Raw genomic sequence first — 21235 nt, 5'->3', positions numbered from 1 at the left:
GCTGTTCTGACCCCTGTAACGCGGCCGGGCCGGACGACCACCGTCGTCCGGCCCGGCCGCGTCGTCCTGCCCTGGCCCCGGCCGGTCAGCGCAGGACGTACGGGGCCGGCCGGGGAAGGCGCCAGACGCCGGGGCGGAACTCGACGGGCCGGGCCGCGGCCGGCCGGTCGCCGTGCAGCGCGTGGATCGCGCGCTGGGCGAAGGACTCCAGCCGCCGGTCGTGCAGGGCGAGGGCGAGGTCGCGGCACGCGGTGAAGTGGGCGAGGGCGCCGAGGTGGTCCTCGCCCGCCAGGGCCAGCAGGGCCAGCGCGCGCCGCACCTCGAACCGGGGGCGCGGCTCGGCGACGTCGGGGGCGGCCGCGAGCAGCTCCGCCGCCGCGCCGAACTCGCCGCGGTCGCAATGGAGTTCGGCCAGTCCCACCAGGGTGAGGGCGAGTTCGGCGCGGTCGCCGGTCTCCTCCGTGATCCGCCGGGCCAGCTCGTAGTGCTCCTCGGCCTGGGCCGGGCGCCGCTGCTCCCAGGCGAGGTCACCGAGCGAGCGGAGCATGCGACCCTCGGCGGCGCGGTCGCCACAGCGGCGGGCCGCGTCGAGGGCGAGGGTGTGCGTCCGCGCCCAGGCACTCCAGTCGGCGTGCGCCTCGAGGTGGCCGCGCAGCGCGCCCGCGAGCCGTACCACCGCGGCCCAGCGGCCGTACCCGTGGGCCTGCCGGACGGCCCGGACCAGCGCGTCACGTTCCCGGGTGAACCAGTCGGAGGGCCGCAGCTGGGCGGTGTCCCACCGGGCGCCGTCGGCCGACAGGCCGTGCGTCAGCACGGCGGTGACCTGGGTGGCGGCCCGGGCGTACTCCGTGCAGAGCCGCTCCACGGCGGCCGCGGCCTCGGCGGGCCCCTCCTCGTCCGCCAGCCGTTCCACGGCCAGCACCCGCAGCAGCTCCGGCAGCCGGTAGCGCCCCTGCTCGGGGCCCGCCACCAGCAGCCGGTCGTCGACCAGTTCGTCCAGCAGCCGGGTGGTCTCCGAGCGCGGCAGCCCCAGCACGGCGTCCGCCGCGGCCGGCCCGAACGGCCCGGCCGGCAGCAGCCCGAGCAGCCGGAACGCCCACCGCAGCACCGGCCCGGTGTCGCGGTACGCGCGCACCAGCGCGGCCCGCGCGTCGAGCCCGCCGATCCGCAGCTCGCCGAGCCGGGTCCGCTCCTCGCGCAGCCGCTCCACCAGCGTGGCCGCGCTCCAGTGCGGACGGGCCGTCAGCTGGGCCCCGGCGATCCGGACGGCGAGCGGCAGGTGGCCGCACAGCTCCAGCAGCTCGGTGACGGCCTCCGGCTCGGCCGCCTCCCGCCCGTGGCCCGCCACCGCGGCGAACAGCCGCCGGGACTCGGCCGGATCGGGCACGTCCAGCACCACAGGCCGGATCCCGCCGAGCCCCACCGGCAGCCGGCGGCCGGTGACGATCGCGGCGCTGCCCGGGGTGCCGGGCAGCAGCGGGCGCAGCTGCGCCTCGGAGTCGACGTTGTCCAGCACCAGCAGCAGCCGGCGCCCGGTCAGTTCCTGCTGCCAGGTGTCCAGGAGCTCGCCGGCGCCGGCGCCGGCGGCCGGCCGGACCCCGAGCCGGCGCAGCAGGGCGGTGACCGCCTCGACCGCGCCCAGCGGCCGGCCGGCCTCGGGCTGGAGGTCGAGGAAGAGCCGGCCGTCGGGGAAGGCGGGCCCGCTGCGGTGGGCGGCCTCCAGGGCGAGGGCGGTCTTGCCCACCCCGGGCTGGCCGGCGATCGCGACGAACGTGCCGGCGGGCGCGTTCCGCAGGAACTCCTCGACCAGGGCCAGGGCGGGCCCGCGGCCGGTGAAGGCCGGGTCGGCGGCGGGCAGCGCGGTGCCGGCCCGGACGTCGGGCGGTTCGGCGGCCGGCCCGCGCGGTGTGGCGGGGCCGCCCGCCGCCGGCTCCGGGGTGCGCAGCAGCCCGGGGTCGCCGGTGAGGATCCGCCCGTGCAGCCGCTGCACCGACGGGCCGGGTTCGACGCCGAGTTCGGCGACCAGGTGGGTGCGCAGCGCGGCGAAGGCCTGGAGGGCCTCGGCCTGCCGTCCGGCCCGGTAGAGGGCGAGCAGCAGGTGCTCGTGCAGCTCCTCGCGCAGCGGGTACCGCGCGGTGAGCGTGCGCAGTTCGCCGATCAGTTCGTGGTGCCGGCCGAGTTGCAGGTCGGCGTGGATCCGGTGGGCGAGGGCGGTGCTCTCGGCCTCGGCGAGCTGGGTGGCGACGGACTCCAGCAGCGGGCCGTGCGGGGTGTCGGAGAGCAGCGGGCCGCGCCGCAGGGCCGCGGCCCTGCGGTAGAGGTCGGCGGCGTCGCGGTGGTCGCCGGCGGCCAGGGCCTCCCGGCCGCGGCGGTGCAGGTCCTCCAGGGCGGCCAGGTCGAGCCCGCCGTCCTCGACGGCGAGCCGGTAGCCGCGGGCGTGGGTGAGCAGGAGGTCGCGTCCGCGCCCGGGGTCGGCGGCGTCCAGCAGCTTGCGCAGCTGGGAGATGTAGACCTGGAGCGTGGTGCTGACGGTGCGCGGCGGCGCGTCCCGCCACAGCTCGGCCACCAGGGTGTCGACCGTCACGACCTGGTTGGCCTGCACCAGCAGGGTGCCCAGGACGGTCCGCACCTTCGGGGGCCCCGGGGTGAGCGGTACCGCCGGTCCCCCGTCCCCCTCGATCTCCATCGGTCCCAGGATCCGGAACCTCACCCCTGCCCCCCTGTCTGCTCCGCCCGTCACCCGCTCCCCGCGGCGACGCCCCCGTCTGCCACCTCGTCCGTCCCCCCGTGGGGTCCGTCCCCCTCAGAAGTCCTGGACGACGAGCGTCCGGGCCTCCCCGACGGTCACCCGGTCCTGGACCAGGGTGACGGTGACCGGGACGGCGGGCCGGCCGGCCGCGTCCCGGTCGAGCGCCCCGGGGACGGCCGCGCAGCGCAGCGGCGAGGCGGACCTGGGCCGGCCGTGGAAGCGGATCTCGCAGCCGGCCGGCACGGACCGCTCGGGCACCAGCCCGACGGCCCGTCCGGCGGTCAGCACCGCGCACTGCCGTACGGCCTCCAGCAGCAGCGTGCCGGACAGCCGTCCGCCGGCGGCGGCGCCGAGCGCCGGGTTCTGCCGGCTGGGCAGCACCCAGGTGCTGAGCCGACCGCTGGGCGCCGGGGTGGGTTCGGCGACGACCACGTTGGCCGGGTCGAGCCGGCCGACCTCGGCCGGGGTGACCGGCCGCACGGCAGGGGCCGGCCAGGCGGCCCGCAGCGGCCAGCCGGGGCCGCCGCGGGCGGCCGGGGGGAAGGCGAGGGCCGCGGCGCCGGTCGCGCACGGCACGTCGTCCAGTGAGACGTCCAGCCGCAGGTCCAGCCCGGACGGCGCGCCGGAAGCGGTGCCGGTGGGGGCGGCCCACAGTTCGACGGTCATCCGGGCCGGGTCGGGGCCGGTGCGCCAGGCGGCGAGGTCGGTGAGCCGCAGGCCGAACCGCTGGTAGAGTCCGGGCCGGTCGGCGGCGATGCCGAAGTACTGGCGGCCGATGAACTCGCCGGTCTCCTGGAGGGCTTCGGCAACCACCAGCGGGTCGTGGAACTGGCCGGGCCCGTCGTTGAACAGCGGGTGGTCGCCGGGCATGTCGCCGGTGAGCAGGAAGCGGTCCTCGCCGGTGGCGGGGGCCGCGAGCAGGTAGCGGTCCCACGAGGGAGGGCAGTGCACCAGGTGCCGCACGCCCCGGCGGACCGGCGCCGCGGCGGGTGCCGGGGCGACGATCGCGGTGCTCTCGATGGTCATGGCGGTTCCCTCACCCGGCTGCTCGGCGGCCGCGGTGTCGACGGGCCCAGGGTCAGCATGACCCCGCGGCGCGCCCGAGGACAGCCCGTCACGGTGGCAGCAAGCTGCACCGCCGGTTTTCCCGCCCGCCGACGACTTGCCGTGGGTGTATCCGCCCGGGGAGTGTGGCGCGAACGCCCGGCCGGGAGACCCCGGCCGGGCGTTTCGCGTGGGCCGCGGTCAGGAGTGGGCGAGGCGCAGGGCCAGGTCGCGGGCGTGAGCGGTGGCGGTGGGGGCGAGGGCGGGGTCGGGGGCTTCGGAGAGGAAGACCAGGGCGAGCATCAGGGCGGCGTCCAGGCGGCAGGCGAGGAGGCAGGGGTCGTCCTCGGCGGGGACGGGGGCGAGGGTGGCGTAGCCGGCGCGCAGGGCGGTGAGGTCGAGGTCGTTCTCCGGGTAGCGGGCGTATTCGGCGAGGCGGCCGAACTCCAGGGCGGGGGTGCCGAGCAGGGCGTTCGACCAGTCGAGGAGGGCGGTGGTGCGGCCCTGGTGACGGCGGATGTTGGAGCTGCGGACGTCGAGGTGGAGGAGGCTGCTCCCGGTGAGCGGGGAGAGGTGGCGGGCGAGGAGCCCGGGGGCCGGGGGCGCGGGCCAGTCGTCGACGCGGTGGGCGAGTTCGGCCCAGCGGCGGGTTATCCGGGCGGCGAGGGCCTCGGCGGTGGTGCCGCCCTCGGCGGCGACGGGGCGCAGCGGCGGCGGGGGCACCCGGTGGAGCCGGGCGAGGAGCTCCCCGAGGGCGTGGGAGTCGAGCGGGGAGCCGTCGTCGGTGACGTAGTCGGAGAGCAGCACGTCGGGGGAGTTCGGGTCGTCGGCGAGGACCAGCTCGCGGACCCGGGCGACGGGCAGGCCGTGCTCGGCCAGGTGCCGGGCGATGGCGTGCTCCTGGACGAGCAGGGCCCGGGTGTCCACGTGCGGGTCGTTGGCGTTGGAGTCGAAGCGGCGGTGGGCGAGCCGGACGGCGACCGGTGCGCCGTCCCGCGCCCGGGCCCGGAAGACGGTGAACTCCAGTCCCTTGCCGACGAGTTCGAGGCCGCTGAGGCCCCACTGTTCGGCCAGTCGGTCCAGTGCGGCGAAGCGTTCGCTCATGGGGCGTCCTCCGGTGTCTCGTGACGGTCGGTCAGCCTGCCGTCCCGCAGCAGGGTGCAGGTGATCGGCAGGCAGGTCAGCAGGGTGACGGCGCCGCCGAGGGCGAAGGCGGCGCGCGGCCCCGCCGAGGCGCTCACCCGGCCGAAGACCAGCGCGCCGAGGGGCATCGTGCCCCAGGCGAACAGCCGGTAGACGCCGGTGGCCCGGCCGAGCATCCGGTCCGGGATGATCGTCTGGCGCAGCGAGACGGCGACGACGTTCCAGACCATCAGGGCGAAACCTGCCAGGCAGTAGGCGGCGGCGACGACGGCGACCCGGTCGGTGGCGGCCACCGCCAGGCCGGCGGCGCCCGTCAGGACCAGGTTGCCGACCAGCGCCGGGGCCCGGCCGATCGCCCTGGTCAGCCGACTCGCGACGGCGCCGCCTGCCACGCCGCCGACCGCCCCGGCGGCCAGCAGCGCCCCGTACGCGGAGTCCGGGAGCTCCAGCACGTCGCGCACCAGGATGACGAGGACGGCGATCTGGCCCAGGTAGACGGCGTTGACGACGCCGGCGGAGACGGTCAGGGCGCGCAGCAGGCGGTCGCGCAGGACGAACGCCACGCCCTCGCGGATGTCGGCCAGGAGGCGGCGCCCACCGGGGGACGGGGCGGGGCCGGGTTCGGGCTCGGGCGCGCGCACGCCGCGCAGCAGCGCCGCGGAGGCCAGGAAGGAGAGTGCGTCCAGCAGCAGCGGGACGGCCCGGCCCACCGTGAACAGCACGCCGCCGACCACCTGTCCGAGCAGGTCGCGCCCGGCCGTCTGGACGGCGAAGAGCCGGCCGTTCGCCGACTCCAGCCGCTCCTTGGGCACGACGCCCGGCAGCAGCGCGAAGGACGCGCAGTCGAACAGCACCTCGCCGACGCCCAGCAGGAACGCGGCGGTGACCAGCGGCCAGAAGCCGAGCCGGCCGGCGGCGAGCAGCACGACGGTGAGGCCCAGCACCGCGGCGCGCAGCAGGTCGGCGAGGACCATCAGCCGCCGGCGCTCGAAGCGGTCGGCGTACGCCCCGGCGGGCAGGGCGAAGAACAGCCAGGGCAGCGTGGTCGCCGCGGTGACCGCGGACACCCGGAAGGCGTCGTGCAGCACCGCGGCGGACAGCAGCGGCAGCGCGGCGAAGCGCATGCCGTCGCCGACGGCGGAGGAGGCGGCGGCGCCGAGGACGCGGCGGTAGCCGGAGTTCGGACGGACGGCGGTGTCGGTGCTCACCCGCGCGGCTCCGACCGCCGGCCGTCCCCGGCCTCGGGGCCGTCCGCCGTCGCGAGGCCGTCCCCCGGTGAGAAGACGGCGCAGCGCAGTTCGCTGGTGTACCGGTGGCCGTCCACCTCCAGCCAGCGCTGGTCGGGGGCGGGCAGCATCTCGGAGACCTCCAGGGTGCCGTCGGCCCCGCCGGCCAGCCGGACCAACTGCCGTACCAGCAGCGGGGAGTCCCAGTCGACGTAGACCGGCTTGGGCTCGCCGGGGACCTTGACGAAGACGTGCCGGGGCAGCCGGTGCTCGGCGCGCAGCCGGCAGGCGGCGACGAACCGGGCGGCGTCGTCCCGGCCCTTCTGCCGGCCGAGGGCGCCGGTGTCGCGCAGCCGTTCGGCGGGGATCCGCCAGGTCTCGCGCTGCAGCACGACCCGGCCGCAGCGGATCCGCGGGATGTGCGCCAGCTCGGGCGCGTCCAGCCCGGCGCCGCCGAAGTGCCGGGGGAAGGCGAACGGGGAGAGCGGGTCCTGCCGGATGCTCGGACCGCCGGCCGGGGGCGCCATCAGGCGCAGCCGGCCGGCGACGCCGTGGGCGCGCAGTTCCAGCCGGTCGCCGCGCAGCACCAGGTACAGCTGGGAGGGCTGCAGCACCCGGTCGCGGGACTGCCCGGAGCGGCCGTAGACCTCCAGGTCGTGGCAGGGGTAGACGAGTTGGGTGGAGGACTTGTCGGGGTGGCCGCGGGACAGGTTGGCGAGCACCTCGTCGTCCGCGAGCAGGGACCGGTAGCCGCGGTACACCTCGGGGAGCAGCTCGGGGACGTGCTCCTGGACCAGCGGGCCGAAGCTGGTGTGGGTGATGACCTCGCGCACCGCGTGGCAGTCGCCGATGACGGCGGTGAACCGGCCCTCGGCCAGGTCCTCCCGGCTCCGCGCGGCGAACAGGATGTCCGGGTCGCAGAGCGCCGGCGGGCCGCCGGGCCGCGCGGCGAGGACGGCCGCCACCCGCTCCCGGTCCACCACGACCTCGGAGCGGTCCGGGTCCGTCGCGGCCTCGCCGAGCAGGGCCGCGCCGATCGCCCGGTCGAGTTCGGCGAGTTCGGCCTCGACGGCGAGGCACTCCCGGGCGATGGCGTCCCGGTCGCGGAAGAACTCGGCGTAGAGCAGGTCGAGCGGGATCTCCACCCCGGGGCCGAACCGTTCGGCCACCCACCGGGTGAGGACGGCCAGTTCGCGCCGCATCCGCAGGCGCGGGCCGGCCAGCACGGTCTCGTACACGACGGCCAGCTCGTCGGTGATGAAGCGGGCGAGGTCCGGGCCGACGGTCAGGTCGGCCGGCCGGCCGAGCGCCTCCTCGAACAGGATGCTGCGGTCGGCGTAGTGCAGGCCGCTGTTGCGGTTCGCGGGGCCGCCGGTCAGCTGCTCGAACCGGGCCTTGGTGGCGGCGAGCGCGGCCGCGCGCTCGGGCAGCGGCAGCCGGGCGAAGCGGGTCAGGTCCGCCTCGAAGCCGTCGATCGCGGTGAGCAGCGGGGCGGCCAGGTCGGCGGGGGCGGCGAGCAGCTGCTCGCGCAGGGCGGCCAGCGGGCGGTGGTCGCCGATCGGGATCTCGAACTCGACGACCACCCATTCGTGGTCGGCGAGCGCGGCGAGCACCCGGTCGAACGGGGCGGGGCAGCGCAGCTCGTCCTGCCAGGCCTGCCGCAGTTCGCGCAGGGTGCGTTCGCCGTCGCAGTGCCGCCACAGCCAGGCCTCGTACGGTTCCACCGGCCGCCCGCCGAGGTGCCGGAAGTCCCAGTCGGTGTCCAGGCCGTCGCGGGTGGTGAAGGCGTAGAGGTCGATCCTCCCGTCGCGCAGGAAGGACAGCGGGCGGCGCCGGGGCCGGGCGTGGTCGAGCAGGCCGGGAACGGCGGCGGCGCTCCGGGCGAGCCGCTCCGCGGCCCAGTGGCTGAACAGCGCCCGCCGGTCCAGCTCCCGTTCACCGGACCAGGCGATGCCGGGGGCGGTGCCCAGGCGGCCGGGGGTGAAGGGGCCGAAGTGCGAGTGGGTCTCGTTCTTGGTGGTGACCCGCTGGAGGTACATGGTCAGCAGGTCGGTCATCTTACGGGTGCGCCGGCCCGTCCCGCCGTCGTGGCCGTCGAGCCAGGCCGCGAAGGTGGGGTAGGCGGAGTCGTTGGAGAGCAGCAGGACCTGCCGCAGCCGCTCGTCGGCGAAGGCCTCGACCACGGCGGCCCCGGCCCGGTCGAGGCGGTCCCGGTGCCGGGCGGAGAAGCGCTCCTGTTCCTCGGCGAAGTGCCGGGCGGCGTCCTGGTAGGCGTGCAGGACGGTGGCGGCGTCGGCGGGTACGGCGGCGGCCGCGGCGGCCAGTGCGGGCCCGGGGACGGGCAGCAGGAAGCCGGCCGTGGAGGACAGCCGGGCGGCGCCGGGCACCGGGTGCCGGCGCAGGACGGCCTTCAACTCCTCGGCCAGCTCCCGCAGTCGACGGCCGTGGGCGACGAGTGCGTGGGCCTCCTCGGCGGCGGCCGGGTCCACCAGGGGCGCGAGCAGCTCCATCGGGAAGCCGGCCTGGCGGAGCACGACGACCGGCGCGAGCTGCCAGGCGGCGTGCCCGGAGCCGGTCTGGGGGTCGTTGACGGTGGTCACAGCCTCACCTGGGAGTGGAGTGGACGGGCGGACGGCGGTCGTGCAGGGCGTCCAGGACGGCGAGCGGATCGGCGGGGAGCGCGGGCAGCAGGCCGGGGCGCGGCGCCCAGGGCTTGACCCGCGCCCCGTGGTAGTCGGACCCGGCGGTGGCGACCAGGCCGAGCCGCCCGGCCGCCTCGGCGAGCCGGGCGCTGTCGGCCGGGGTGTGCCAGCTGGTCCACACCTCCAGGCCGGCCAGCCCGGCGGCGCGCAGCGGCTCCAGCAGCGCGGCGCACTCCGGGGCGTTCAGACCGGCGGTGAGCGGGCCGGGGTGGGCGAGCACGGCGACCCCGCCCGCCTGCTCGATCCAGCGCAGCACGTCCACCAGGTCGGGGTAGCAGGGGTGTTCGACGTGCAGCGGCCGGCCGGGCCGGCACCAGTCGGCGGCGAGGCGGGCGAACCGGTCGCCGCCCTCGGTGTACGGGGCGAACCTGGGGTCGCCCCGCGCGGCGTCCAGCAGCAGGGCCAGGTAGTCGTCGACGTGGGCCACCCGGTCGCCGCCGATCCACCGTTCGACCCCGGCCCGGTCCAGCGGCACGCCCAGGGCCCGCACCCGCTCGGCCCAGCCGCGCCACCACGCCAGCTCGGCGTCGTGGACGCGCCCGATCCGCCGCCGGAACGGCCCGTCGCCGGGGTCGACGAAGTAGGCCAGGCAGTGGGCCTCGCCGCCGCGCCAGACGGTGGTGATCTCGCAGGCCGGCACCACGGTGAGGCGCCCGTCGGCCGCCCGCTCGAAGGCGGCGACGCCCGCGAGGGTGTTGTGGTCCGTCACGGCGGCGACCCTCAGCCCGGCCTCCACGCACCGCCGGGCCAGGTCGGCCGGCGCCTCGTCCCCGTCCGAGTGCCGGGTGTGCAGGTGCAGGTCGACCGGGGTGGCCAGGGTGGCGGGCGCCCCCCGCGTCGGCGGGCTCCCGGCCATCAGCGAGCTCCGGGCAGGGTGCGCCGCCAGGATGCGGCCAGCCAGCGCTCGTACGCGGGGCCGGACGGCTCGTCCACGACCAGGCAGAGCGGCTCGATGATCCGCCCCGCGCCGCCGGCCAGGCCGCCGTGCAGCATGGTCAGGTTGTGGCCGAGCAGCAGGTCGCACTGCTCGCCCGGGGCGAGCACCTCCCAGCGGCGGCGGAACCGCGCCCAGGTCAGGCCGGTGGCCATCAGTACCAGGTGGCAGAAGAGCCGGGCGGCCTCGCCCCGGCACTCGCCGCAGGGGCAGTCGCGGGCCAGTGGCGCGGCGGCCGGGTAGCGACGGCGCTCCTCCTTCGTCAGCTCCGCCTCGCCGTGGTGGAAGGACAGGCCGTGCCAGAGCGGCTCCTCCAGCCCGAGCATGGCGCCCACCGAGGGGTAGGCGCAGCCGTGCTCGGGCTGGCGCTCCAGGCCGCGGTTCAGGTTGTCGCCGAGCCAGCGCGCGGCGGACGCCACCGGGTCCGCGCCCCGGTCGACGCCGCGCCGCTCCAGCACCTCGCTGATCACGCCGAGCCAGTCGTAGTACGTGGTGACGCTCAGCCCCTCGCCGACCTCGGGCAGGAAGATGCCCTGGTACATCTTGTGCGCGGGGGTGGTGGTGTACCCGGAGTCACCGTAGGTGCGCCGGGCCGGGTCCCAGTCGGGGGCGTCCCGGAGGCTGGGCGTCAGGTACGAGCAGTGCTGCCCGTCGTGGTGGGGCAGCAGGGTCCGGGTGGGGTAGCCCTCGGGCACGTACGTCTGCTGCGCCCGGTCGACCTCCAGCCGCATCCGTTCGGGGGCGCCGCGGGCGATCAGCGCGGTGCGGACGCGCTCGACGATCCCGGTGGACAGCCGGCGGCTGTCCTCGACCCCGAGCCGCAGCCGGCCGATCCGGAAGACCGCGTAGCCGACCCGGTGGACGACCTCGACGGCCTCGGCGGCGAGCGCGTCCAGCGCGCGCTCGCGCTCGGCGGGGGCGCCGGAGACCAGCGGGGTGCAGTCGAACTGCGCTTCGTGGGGCGTGAATCTCACCGGTGCTCCCGGGGTGCGGAGGGGGTGCCGCCGGTGGCCCAGGGCGCGAGTTCGGCCGGGGCCACCTCGGTGCGGAACAGGAACTCGAAGAGCAGCCGGGCGGCGATCTGCGCGGTGCCGCCGGACGGGTCGTAGCGGGGCGCGATCTCGGCGACGTCGAGGGCGCCGACGGGCAGCGCCCGCAGCTCCTCGTAGACGTCGAGGAGGTCGCCGATGGTGATGCCGCCCATGGTGACGTGCCCGGTGCCGGTCGCGGCGGCGCTGTCGAGCACGTCGATGTCGAGGGAGACGTAGACGGTGTCGCAGCGCGAGCCGAGCTCCTCGATCACCGGGCGCAGCGCCGCGGCGGCGCCGTCCCGGGTGATCGCGGAGCCGGGCACGACGTGGAAGCCGCGTTCGAGCAGGCCGCGGAACTGGTCGTACTTCGTCACGTCCCCGACACCGACGAAGGCGATGTCCTCGGGGCGCATCCGCGGGATCTCGCTGATCCGGCGGGAGTTGGAGCCGTGGTAGAGCGGGCCGTGCAGGGTGCTCCAGTTGCCGAAGTCGAAGTGGTGGTCGATGTTGACGAACCCGACCCGGCCGGCGCCGCGGTCGAGGCGTCCGGCGCGGAAGCCGGCGAAGGTGGGGAAGGTGCAGGAGTGGTCGCCGTTGAGGAAGACCAGGCGCGGGGCGTCGCGGCTCAGGCGGCGGCTCTCGGCGGCCACGGCCTGGAAGGTCTTCACCGTGTCGGTCGGGTAGACGTGCAGGTCGCCGGCGTCCGCGACGCGGGGCGCGCGGTAGCGGAAGGTCCGGCCGGTGCGGGTGTCCAGCATCCGCCACTGGCCGAGGCTGGTGAGGTAGCTGGAGAAGACCAGGCTGGCCTGGCGGACGGCGCGCGGCCCCTCCGCGGCGCCCGGCCGGGAGCTGGCGGTGGCGTCGAACGGAACGCCGGACACCACCCAGCCCGCCCCGCCGACGTCCACCCGGTCGGCGGTGGTGGTCGGGGCGCCGAACAGGGTGCCGACGCCGGCCCAGCCCGGCAGCGGGTCCTGCTCGAAGTCCTCGGGCGAGACGCTGTGCTGCAGGGCCTCGAAGTCGGGGAGTTCGGTCATGTCAGTCCTTCCGCACGGCGGGCACGGGGACGGGTGCGGGCCGGGGGCCGCGGATGACGTCGTGGGCGGTGGCGATCTTCTCCTGGAACAGGTCCCAGCTGTCCTGCGGGGACAGGTGCCGCGGCCGGTAGACGACCGGGGCGTCCTCCCGCCAGTCGGCGAAGTCCCAGTTGAAGATGCGCTCGCGCAGCCTGGGGAAGTCCGGGGTCAGCGGGTACGGCACGAAGTTGTACAGGTTGAAGAGCCACAGCGCCGATTCGTTCTCCCGCATCCAGGTGACGGTCTGGCCGTGCGAGGCCTCCGTCTCCTCGTCGAGGCCGCCCATCATGTTGAGGACGACCTTCAGCCCGGCGTCGCTGAGTTGACGGATCTTCGAAGTGTAGTCGTCCAGGCCGCGGGAGAGCTTGTCGAGCCGCTTCAGCATCTGCGAGTCGGCCGACTCGAAGCCGAGTTCGACGGCGACGACGCCGAGTTCGAGCATGGCGTCGACGATCCACTCCTTCACCTGCATCACGTGGGTCTGCACGATGAACCGGTGGCCGGGGCGGTCGCGGAAGACGTCCAGCAGGTTGCCGACGGCCTCGCGGGACTGGCCGAAGGTCTTGTCGCCGATGTAGAAGAGCCGGGTGTCCGGGAACCGGGCGGTCAGCTCGTCCACCTCCCGGGCGAGCGCGTCCCTGGCGACCAGCGTCAGCTGCCTGCTCCAGGCGTCGCCGCAGAACGAGCACTGGTACAGGCAGCCGTGGCTGGCGTTGAGCCGCAGCAGCGGCACGCGGCCCTGGTAGCCGGCGAGGTGGCGGTAGTCCGGCGCCCAGGTGATCCGGTCGGACACCAGCCCGGGCAGCAGGGGCTTCTCCAGGCTTCCGCCGGAGCCGGAGGCGAGTTCGACCAGCCGGTGTACGAAGGCGGCGTCGAGCTGGCCGCGGTGGACGGCGTGCACGGCACCGTCCGGGGCCAGCGGGGCCATGTTGCCGCCGAGGACGACGCGCCGGCGGGCTCGTTCCAGCCGCTCGGCCACCTCCAGCGCGAGGCGCAGGTTCTGGGCGAGCGGGGACATCAGCACGAGGTCTCCGGCGGCGGTCGCGTCCAGGAGCGGCTCGGCGCACCGCTCCGGCTCGGCGGGGGTCCGGGACAGGTCGCGGAAGACGGAGTCCAGGCCCGCGGTGTCCAGCAGGGCGGTCAGGTGGGCGACCCACAGCGGCATCTCCCACAGGCCGTCGGTCGGGATGAAGTACTCGGGCAGCATCGCCCGGAAGCGCCGGTCGTAGTCGTCGTAGTAGCGCGCCAGCTTCGGGTCGGGGTCGTGGCTGGAGGGGAAGGGCAACTGGACGATGCAGCTCTTGGTCATGGCGGTGCCTTCGGTCGGTGAGGGCGTGGCGTCCTCGACGTGGAGCACTGGTGGTGGAGCACGGGAGACGGAGCGCTCGGCGTGGAGCGCTCAGGGGGAACGGCGTGAGAAGACCGCACAGCGCAGCTCGCTGGTGTAGCGTTCGCCGCCGATGTCGAGCCAGAGGTGTTCCGGGGCGGGGAGCATCTCGGTGAACTCCAGGGCGGCGGCCGTCCTCCGGGCGAGCCGGAAGACCTGCCGGACGACGAGGGGCGATTCCCAGTCGACGTAGACCGGTTTCGGCTCGCCGGGGATCTTCAGGAAGCCGCGGCGCGGCAGGCCGAGTTCGCGGCGCAGCCCGCGGGCGGCGGCGAACTCGGCGGCGTCGCCCCTGGACCGGTGGACGCCCGGGCTCCAGCCGCGCAGCGCCCCGGCGGGGATGCGCCAGCGCTCCCGGTGCAGCACGACCCGGCCGCAGCGGATGCGGGGCAGGTGGTCGCGGTCCCGGTCCCGGACTCCGACGCCGCCGAAGTGCCGGGGGAAGGCGAACGGGGAGAGCGGGTCCTGGCGGATGCCGGGGCCGCCGGCGAGCGGGGCGAGCAGCTTCAGCCGGCCCGTCAGGCCGTGGGCGCGCAGCTCCACCCGGTCGGCGGTGGCCACCAGGTACAGCCGGTCGGGCCGCAGGACGTCGCCGCGGGCTTTCGGGGAGCGCCCGTACACCTCCAGGTCCGGGCAGGGGTAGGTGAGTTGGGCGGCGGTCTTGTCGGGGTGCGAGCGGGAGAGGTCGACCAGCACCTCGTCCTCGTCGAGCAGCCCCCGGTACCGGGCGTGGATCCCGTCGAGCAGCTCCGGCGCCTCGGCCTGGAGCAGCGGGGCGAAGCTCGAGTGGGTGAGCGCCTCGCGGACGGCGTGGCAGTCGCCGACGACGGCGAGGAACTCGCCACGCCCGATCGCCGCGGCGTCCGGCGCGGCGAGCATGACGTCCGGGTTGCACAGCGCGGGCGGGGCGGCCGGGTGGCGGGCGAGCAGCTCCTCCAGCCCGGCCCGCTCGACGACGCTCTCCGGTCGGCCGTCCTCGGCGCCGTCCAGCAGCAGGGCGACGACCTCCCGGTCGAGCGCCGCGATCTCCCGGTCCACCTCCTCGCACCGGGCGGCGAGCAGCGGCCGGTCGGCGAAGAAGGCGGCGTAGAAGTCCGCCAGCGGTACGGGCGTGCCGAGGCCGAAGCGCCGCGCCGTCCAGTGGTGCAGGATCGCCAGTTCGCGGCGGACGCGCAGTCGGGGGACGAGCAGCGTCAGGTCGTAGACGGGGGAGAGCTCGCGGCTGACCAGTTCGGCGACGTCCGGGCCGAGGACGACGTCCCGCACCGGGCTGTAGGCCTCCTCGTGGAGGATGCCGCGGTCGGCGTAGTGCCGGCCGCCGGAGCGGTGGGCCGGCGTCCCGGCGACCTCCTCGAAGGCTTCCTTGAGTTCGCCGAGCAGGGCCGCGCGGCCCGCCGTCGGGCCCTCGGCGAAGCGGCGCAGCCCGTCCTCGAAGCGGCGCACCACGGCGAGGTCGGGGGAGCCGTCGGGGAGGTGCCCGGCGAGCGAGCGCAGCACGTCGGTGGATCCGATCGGGATCTCCCAGCGCCCGACCAGCCAGTCCTGGTCGACGAGTTCGGCGAGCACCCGGTCGAAGGTGCGGTCGGCCGGGCGGTCCGGCCGTCCGGCCCAGTCGGCGCGCAGCCGCGCCACCGTGCGCTCGCCGTCGCAGCGCTCCCAGAGCCAGCGTCGGTGGGCGTCGAAGGTGTCGGTCCTCACCGCGACGAAGCACCAGCCGTCCGGCATGCCGGTGGTGGCCTCGAACGCGTACAGCCGCACCACCGGGCCCTCGGCGAAGGCCAGCGGGCGCCGGCGGGGGCGCACCGTCTCGAAGGCCTCCGGCCGGGCGCTGAAGACCGCGGCCATCGCCTCGCCCGCCCAGTGGCTGAGCCGGGCGACCCGGCGCAGCGGGCCGGTGGACCAGGTGATGCCGGCGGGGCCCCGCGGGGACGTTCGGGCGACGGCGAGCGGGCCGAAGTGCGCGTGGGTCTCGTTCTTGGTGGTGACCCGCTGGAGGTACATGGCGAGCAGGTCGGTCATCCGCCTGACGTGTCCGTCCGAGCCGGCGCCGCCGGAGGCGATCCAGGCGGTGAACTCCCCGAAGCGGGCGTCGTTGGACAGCAGCAGGACCTGCTGGAGGGAGGGCTCGCGGAAGAGGTCCAGGACCGCCCCGCGGGCGGCGGCGAGGGCGGCGCCGTGCTGCTGCTCGAACGCCGCCCAGTGGGTGTCCAGGGCCCGTACCGCGTCCTGGTAGCGCTTGGCCGAGTCCAGGGCGGCCGGGCCGAGTTCGGCCTCGAGCCGGGCGAGGTCGGCGGGCGGGAAAGGGCGGAGCATGCCGACACCGGAGGCGAGGTCGCCCCGGGTGCCGGCCCGCTCCGCACGCAGGGCGGCCTTCAACCGCCGCCCCAGCTCGACGGCTTCGTCGCGCAGGGCGAGCACGGTGTCGGCGGCCCGGGCGGTCGGGGAGTCGACGACGCGGTCCAGCAGGGAGAGCGGGTAGCCCGCGTGGCGCAGCATCGCGACCGGGGCGAGCGACCACCCGCCGCCGCCCCGGAGGTTCCGAGCCTCGTCCATGATCGCCCCCAACGGCCGTTCCGGTCACGACGGTTCGCGACCAGACCATTCTGGCGGCAATCCTTCGTGTCGGCACCGTCCGGACGGGGGAAAGCGGCCGCGGTCGGTGCGTCGGGAGATCCGCGCGCGGGTGGCCGTCGGACGCGGTGGTCGGTCAGTCGGCGGCGACCGCTCGACGCGTACGCCGGAAGGGGCGCCCTCGACGGGACGCCCCTTCCGGGTGGGCCGGGGCCCCGCGGGTCAGGAGTGCGCGGTGAGCAGCGCGGCCAGCCCGTCCAGCCCCCGGTCGACGGTGGCCGGGTCGACCTGGCTGACGGAGAGCCGCAGTTGGTGCTCCCCGCCCGCCCCCGGGTAGAAGTGCGACATCGGCGTCCAGATCACCCCGTACTCCGAGGCCGAGCGCTCCAGCAGCGCGTCGTCCACCACGCACGGCACCGTGAGCACCAGGAAGAACCCGCCGCGCGGCTCGTTCCAGGTCACCCCGCTGCCGGGCGGGAAGCGCCGGGCCAGGCCCTCCAGCACCAGCGCGAGGTTGCGCCGGTAGAGCGCGGCCACCTCCGTGTTGGCGGCCCGCAGGCTGTGGCCGTGCTCCAGCAGCGCGCCGCCGATCACCGCCTGGGCGATCGGCGAGGTGTTCACCGTGGTCATGCTCTTGACCATGCCGAGCAGGTCGGCGAACAGCGCGGTGCCGCCCTGCCCGTCCGCCACCAGCTGGTCCGCCACCACGTACCCGACCCGGGCACCCGGCAGGGCCGTCTTGGCGAAGGAGCCGAGGTGGACCACCCGCCGCCCGGTGTCCAGCGCCTTGAGCGAGGGCAGCCGCTCCTCACCGGCGAAGACGCAGTACGGGTTGTCCTCCAGCAGCAGGAAGTCCTCCTCGCCGGCCAGCGCCAGCAGCTCCCGGCGCAGCTCCAGCGGCAGGCTGGCCCCGCTCGGGTTGGCCACGTCCGGCACCAGGTACAGCGCCCGCGGGCGCAGTCCCTCGGCCCGGGCGGCGGCCAGCTGCCGGCGCAGGTCGGCGAGGTCCACGCCGTCCGGGCCGTCGGCGACGGCCCGCACCGGCAGGTCGGCCAGCAGCGCCGCGCCGGTCAGCCCCACGTAGGTGGGGGAGACGGCCAGCACCACGTCCTCGGGGCCGCGGCGCAGCGCCCGCAGCACCAGGAACATCGCCTCCTGGCAGCCCACCGTCACCACGATCGACTCGGCGGGCACCTCGATGCCCTCGTCCGTCGCGAGGTGGGTGGCGATCAGGTCGTGGATGATCCCCTTGGTCCGCCCGTACTGGAGCACCTGGCGGCGGGCTTGCTCCTCGGTCAGCCCGCGCTCGGTGCGCAGGTGGTCGAGGTAGCGGTCCAGGTGGCGGTGGACGGCGTCCGTCTCGAAGAACTGCTCGGCCGGGCGGCCGGCCGCGAAGGAGACCGCCTCCGGGTAGCGGATGGAGATCTCGTTGAGCAGGTTCATCGAGGTCATCGCCGGGTCGGCGAGCGAGGTGTGCAGGCCCGCCAGCAGCAGGTCGTGCGGTGCGGAGGTGGTGGTCACGGGGTGCTCCAGGTGGTGCAGGGCAGGGTGGTGGTGCGCAGTTCGGCGGCGGTCCGGAGGTCGGCGCAGCCCGCGAGGCCGAGCGCGTGCCGCAGTTCGGCGGCGAGCAGGTCGAGGACCTCGGTGCAGCCCGCCTCGCCGCCGGCCGCCAGGCCCCAGATCAGCGGGCGTCCCAGCAGCACCCCGGTGGCGCCGAGGGCCAGCGCGGTCAGCACGTCCGAGCCGCCGCGCACCCCGCTGTCCATCAGTACCTGGCAGTCCTCGCCGGCCAGCGCCTCGGCGACGGCGGGCAGGACCGTGAGCGCGGGCACGGCCCGGTCGAGCTGGCGGCCGCCGTGGTTGGAGACCACCACGGCCGCGGCGCCGATGCCGGCGGCCCGCCGCGCGTCGGCCGGGTCGAGCACGCCCTTGACCACCAGTGGCAGCTCGGTCTCCCCGCGCAGCCACTCGAGATCGGCCCAGGTGACGCCGGGGGAGAGCAGCTCGGCGGTGTGCGCGGCCACCGCCGAGACGGCGGTGGTGGACCGGTGCGCCCGCCCGGCGGCGCCGCCCTCCAGCAGCGCCGCGCGGACGCCGTCTGGCAGCGCGAAGGCGTTCCTGGCGTCACGCAGCCGGCGCCCCATGTACGGCACGTCGGCGGTGACCACCAGGGCCTCGCAGCCGGCCTCCTCGGCCGCCCTGACCAGGTCGAGCAGCCGGCCGCGGTCGCGCAGCCAGTACAGCTGGAACCAGAGCGTGGCACCGGTCTTCGCCAGCTCCTCGAAGCCGACGCTGCTGAGCGTGCCGACGGTGAACGGCACGCCGGCGGCGGCCGAGGCGCGGGCCGAGGCCAGCTCGCCCTCGGGGTGGAACAGCCGGTGGTAGGCGACGGGTGCCACCGCCACCGGCAGCGCCGCCCGGCTGCGCACCAGGGTGGCGGCGGTGTCCCGGGTGCCGACGTCGGTCAGCACCCGGGGCACCAGGCCCACCCGGTCGAAGGCGGCCCGGTTGGCGGCGAGGGTCAACTCGCGCTCGGCGCCGCCCTCCAGCCACTCCCAGACCTCGGGCGCGAGCACGGCCCGGGCCCGGTCGGCGTACTCCGCGACGGACAGCGCCGGGCGCACGTCGGCCGGGGGTTCGCTGCGGACGGACGCGCTCATCCGGCCACTTCGCCGGCGTTGCGCTGGAGTTCCACGGCCTCGTAGAGGGCGCGGATGTTGTTGCTGCCGAAGTTGCGGGCCCGGATGCGCTCGATCACCTCGAAGAAGAAGGTGTTCCGCGGGTGCTGGGAGCGGGTGAAGATCTGGAACAGCTGGCCGTCGTGGTCCTGGTCGACCAGCAGGTTCAGCTCGCGCAGCTGCTCGAAGGAGTGCCGCAGCGGCGTCAGGCGGTCCGGCAGCGCGTCGTAGTAGGTCTGCGGGGTGCGCAGGAACGGCACGCCGCGCTCGGCCATGACGGAGACGGAGTGCACCGCGTCCTCGGCGGCGAAGGCGACGTGCTGCACCCCGGCGCCGTCGTGGCCGGCCAGGAAGGAGGCGATCTGGCCGCCCGCGTCGGCGGTGAGCGGCTCGATCAGGGTGAGGGTGACGCTGCGGTCGGCGCTCTGCACGACGGCCGAGTCCATGCCGAGCGCGCCGACCTCGACCCGCTCCTCGAAGATCGTCCGGAAGCCGAAGACCTCGCGGTAGCGGTGCTCGGTCTTGCGCAGCTCGCCGAACGGGACCAGGACGGCGAAGTGGTCGACGGAGCGCAGGCCGACCTGGCCCTCGCCGGTCAGCGGGGCCGGGTCGGGCAGGCCGGGGATGCGGCCGGCCGGGACCTCGGGGCCGCGCTCGATCAGGGTGTGCACCACGTCGCCGAAGGCGTCGACCACCGCGGTGACGCAGCCGTCGGCGGCCTGCGGCTCGCGCAGGGCGGCGGCGCCGCGCGCGGTCAGGACGTGGAAGGCGTCGGCGGCGTCCGACACCCGCAGGCCGAGGGCGCCCACGCCGTCGCCGTGGCGCTCCAGGTAGTCGGTGGCCGGGTGGCCGGCGGCCAGCGGCTGGGTGACCAGCAGCCGGATGTCGGCCTGGCCGAACAGTGCGGAGAGGCAGCGCTCGGCGGCGTCGCCGCGCTCGGTCGGCGGGACGAGCAGCTCGAAGCCGTACTCCGCGGTCAGCCGGGTGGTCTCGGCGCCCAGGTCGGCCACGTAGAACTCGACGTGGTCCAGCGCGACGGGGATCGGGGTGGCGGCGGGAGAAGAACGGTCGGTCATCGGAGGAGCTCTCTCGTGAGGAGGACGGGAGGTGCTGAGGGGTGATCGGGTGATCGGACGTGCGGGGTCGTGCAGGTATGTGGGGTGGGGCGGGGCGGGTACGCCGGGGCCGGTCAGCCGGCCTGGAGGTCCTTGGCGTCCTGCCGCTCGGCCGGGCCCTCGGGCGCGGGCGCGCCCTCGGGCCGGGGCTCGGATGCGGATTCGGGCCGGGGCCGGGGTTCGGGCAGGGGTTCCGGCCGGGGCTCGGTTTGGGGTTCGGTCCGGGGCTCGTCCTTGTCCTCGTCCTTGTCCTCGGACTTGGACTCGGACTCGGCGCCCGGCGGCTCCGTCGGGGCCTCCGGCTTGCCGATCAGGTGGGCGGCCGCGAGCAGCGCGCCGACCACCATCACGCCCAGCACCACCCGGAAGTCCAGGGCGGCCACCAGGCCGGAGCCGACGCCGACGGCCAGCGCCTGCGGTGCGGTGAGCGAGAGGTTGACGGCCGCCTGGGCGCGCCCCATCAGCTGCGGCGGGGTGGACGCCTGGGCGGCGGTGGCCAGCCCGACCATGGCGGCCGGGATGCCCGCGCCCGCGATCACCAGGCCGACCTCCACCACGTACAGCGACGAGGCGAGCAGCAGGACGGTCCCGAGGCCGAACACCGCCGACCCCGCCATGACCGTCCGGCGCGGCCCGAGCCGGCCGATCAGCAGACCGCCGACCACCGAGCCGCCCAGCGCGCCGACCGCCTCGGTGGTCTCCAGCACGCCGAGGAACTGCGGCGAGCGGTGCAGCCCGTGCTGGGTCAGCGCGAACAGCACCGGCTGGAGCAGGCTCAGCACGAAGCCGGAGACGGCGGTGGCCGCCACCAGCGACCGCAGCCCGACCGAGGCGCGCAGGTGGACGAAGCCGGCCAGCACCTCGCGGCGCCACCGCAGGCCCGAGGGTTCCGGCTTGACCTCCTCCACCCGCAGGGTGAGGAAGCTCAGCGCCGCCAGCAGCAGCACGAGGAGGTCGGCCACGGCCACCGCGTGCCCGCCGAACCAGCCGTAGAGCCCCGAGCCGACCAACGGCGCCACCAGGGTGGTGCCGGCCCGAGCGCTCTGGGTCAGCCCGGCCGCCGCGCCGAAGTCCTGACGCTCCGTCAGTATGCTGCGCAGCAGCGCGCTCTGCGCCGGAGCCAGGACGGCCCCGGCCAGACCGCAGACCGTGGCGGTGCAGTAGATGATCCAGACCGTGTCCCGGCCGTCGACCAGCAGCAGCGGCAGCAGCGACAGCGCCACCGCCAGGTTGACCCCGACCAGCAGCGGCCTGCGGCGGACCCGGTCGGCGAGCAGGCCGCCGAGCGGCAGCAGCAGCAGCGGCGCGGAGAAGCAGAACAGCACCAGACCGGCGGCGGAGTTGCTGCCGGTCAGCACCTTGGCCCAGATGCCGAGGGCGATGGAGAGGGCGCTGTCACCGAGGACGGACAGGGTCTGCCCGACGAGGTAGCGCCGGAACTCCGGGCGGGCCAACAGCGGGTGCATGGCGGTTCCTTCGCTGCGCCGACGGCGGCGCTTCGGGGTGTGCGTGGGTGTGCGGTGGTGCGGCGTGCGGGAGGTGCAGGACGTGCCTCAGGTGCGGGCAGTTCCGCAGGCGC

At 76.0% G+C, this 21235-nt stretch carries 14 protein-coding genes; all 14 read right to left on the bottom strand.

The window, feature by feature from the left end:
• Window positions 1-85: 85 nt before the first annotated feature.
• Window positions 86-2686 (bottom strand): AfsR/SARP family transcriptional regulator, encoded by a 2601-nt coding sequence (locus ACWDBB_RS07640; protein ID WP_449788684.1) that lies wholly within the window; start codon window positions 2684-2686, stop codon window positions 86-88.
• A 117-nt stretch (window positions 2687-2803) separates the two neighbouring features.
• Window positions 2804-3775 carry an AfsA-related hotdog domain-containing protein gene (locus ACWDBB_RS07635; protein WP_449788683.1) on the bottom strand — a complete coding sequence of 324 codons (972 nt, stop codon included), beginning with the start codon at window positions 3773-3775 and terminating at the stop codon, window positions 2804-2806.
• Window positions 3776-3994: 219 nt separating this feature from the next.
• The gene (locus ACWDBB_RS07630) at window positions 3995-4897 is read right to left on the bottom strand and encodes a phosphotransferase family protein (protein WP_449788682.1); all 903 of its coding nucleotides are present in this window, start codon (window positions 4895-4897) and stop codon (window positions 3995-3997) included.
• On the bottom strand, window positions 4894-6144 hold the full coding sequence (locus ACWDBB_RS07625) for an MFS transporter (RefSeq protein ID WP_449788681.1): 1251 nt from the start codon (window positions 6142-6144) through the stop codon (window positions 4894-4896). Before ACWDBB_RS07625 ends, ACWDBB_RS07630 begins: the two co-directional genes overlap by 4 nt.
• Window positions 6141-8762: a lantibiotic dehydratase gene (locus ACWDBB_RS07620; protein WP_449788680.1), complete on the bottom strand. Its 2622-nt coding sequence runs from the start codon at window positions 8760-8762 to the stop codon at window positions 6141-6143. The genes ACWDBB_RS07625 and ACWDBB_RS07620 overlap by 4 nt, the downstream gene beginning before the upstream one ends.
• Window positions 8763-8766: 4 nt before the next feature.
• The gene (locus ACWDBB_RS07615; protein WP_449788679.1) at window positions 8767-9720 is read right to left on the bottom strand and encodes a PHP domain-containing protein; all 954 of its coding nucleotides are present in this window, start codon (window positions 9718-9720) and stop codon (window positions 8767-8769) included.
• Entirely contained in the window at window positions 9720-10772 is a 1053-nt protein-coding gene (locus tag ACWDBB_RS07610) for a hypothetical protein (protein ID WP_449788678.1), read from the bottom strand. The genes ACWDBB_RS07615 and ACWDBB_RS07610 overlap by 1 nt, the downstream gene beginning before the upstream one ends.
• Entirely contained in the window at window positions 10769-11866 is a 1098-nt protein-coding gene (locus ACWDBB_RS07605; RefSeq protein WP_449788677.1) for an arginase family protein, read from the bottom strand. The genes ACWDBB_RS07610 and ACWDBB_RS07605 overlap by 4 nt, the downstream gene beginning before the upstream one ends.
• Before the next feature lies 1 nt (window position 11867).
• Window positions 11868-13214 carry a B12-binding domain-containing radical SAM protein gene (locus tag ACWDBB_RS07600; protein ID WP_449788676.1) on the bottom strand — a complete coding sequence of 449 codons (1347 nt, stop codon included), beginning with the start codon at window positions 13212-13214 and terminating at the stop codon, window positions 11868-11870.
• A gap of 90 nt (window positions 13215-13304) precedes the next feature.
• Complete coding sequence (locus tag ACWDBB_RS07595) at window positions 13305-15845, bottom strand: lantibiotic dehydratase (protein ID WP_449788675.1); 2541 nt, start codon at window positions 15843-15845, stop codon at window positions 13305-13307.
• Window positions 15846-16085: 240 nt separating this feature from the next.
• Window positions 16086-17315, bottom strand: coding sequence for an aminotransferase-like domain-containing protein (locus tag ACWDBB_RS07590; RefSeq protein WP_449788706.1), 1230 nt, complete (start codon window positions 17313-17315; stop codon window positions 16086-16088).
• 65 nt (window positions 17316-17380) lie between these two features.
• The gene (locus ACWDBB_RS07585) at window positions 17381-18523 is read right to left on the bottom strand and encodes an alpha-hydroxy acid oxidase (RefSeq protein ID WP_449788674.1); all 1143 of its coding nucleotides are present in this window, start codon (window positions 18521-18523) and stop codon (window positions 17381-17383) included.
• The gene (hppD, locus tag ACWDBB_RS07580; RefSeq protein WP_449788673.1) at window positions 18520-19617 is read right to left on the bottom strand and encodes a 4-hydroxyphenylpyruvate dioxygenase; all 1098 of its coding nucleotides are present in this window, start codon (window positions 19615-19617) and stop codon (window positions 18520-18522) included. Before hppD ends, ACWDBB_RS07585 begins: the two co-directional genes overlap by 4 nt.
• Before the next feature lie 113 nt (window positions 19618-19730).
• Entirely contained in the window at window positions 19731-21122 is a 1392-nt protein-coding gene (locus ACWDBB_RS07575) for an MFS transporter (protein WP_449788672.1), read from the bottom strand.
• Window positions 21123-21235 lie beyond the last annotated feature (113 nt).

It is taken from the genome of Kitasatospora sp. NPDC001095, from assembly GCF_053598615.1.
The sequence above is the reverse complement of the archived record's forward strand: the minus strand, read 5'-3'. Positions and strand labels throughout refer to the sequence as shown.